This is a genomic window from Rhodobium orientis (assembly GCF_003258835.1).
Taxonomy (GTDB): domain Bacteria; phylum Pseudomonadota; class Alphaproteobacteria; order Rhizobiales; family Rhodobiaceae; genus Rhodobium; species Rhodobium orientis.
Genome location: NZ_NPEV01000236.1, coordinates 1 through 235, shown reverse-complemented (window position 1 = coordinate 235; position 235 = coordinate 1). Strand labels below are relative to the sequence as shown.

Annotated in this window: 1 protein-coding gene; it reads right to left on the bottom strand. The window is 48.1% G+C overall.

Translation table 11 applies throughout. The features are described from left to right. Positions 1–75 precede the first annotated feature (75 nt). Complete coding sequence (locus CH339_RS26005; protein ID WP_368731670.1) at positions 76–225, bottom strand: alpha-isopropylmalate synthase regulatory domain-containing protein; 150 nt, start codon at positions 223–225, stop codon at positions 76–78. Between the last annotated feature and the right edge of the window lie 10 nt (positions 226–235).

Below are 235 nucleotides of genomic sequence, written 5' to 3'. Positions count from 1 at the left end.
TTCGGGACCAATTCCGTCACCGGGCAAAAGTGCGATTCGTTTTTTCAAATTCAACAAACTCCTTCCTTCTTACTGTTATGATCCTACAGCCGCCTGTTTTGACAATCCTTCCGTATTCGTCTTCAATACGAGATAGCGGTTCACAGCATTCAAGTAGGCTTTGGCAGATGCTTCGAGAACATCCTGGGCAACCCCGCGTCCTCCCGATTCTTTTCCATCGATCATCACCCTGACG

Coding starts and splice junctions, on each gene's coding strand:
- CH339_RS26005 (WP_368731670.1), bottom strand. CDS start 225: ATGATCGATGGAAAAGAATCGGGAGGACGCGGGGTTGCCCAGGATGTT.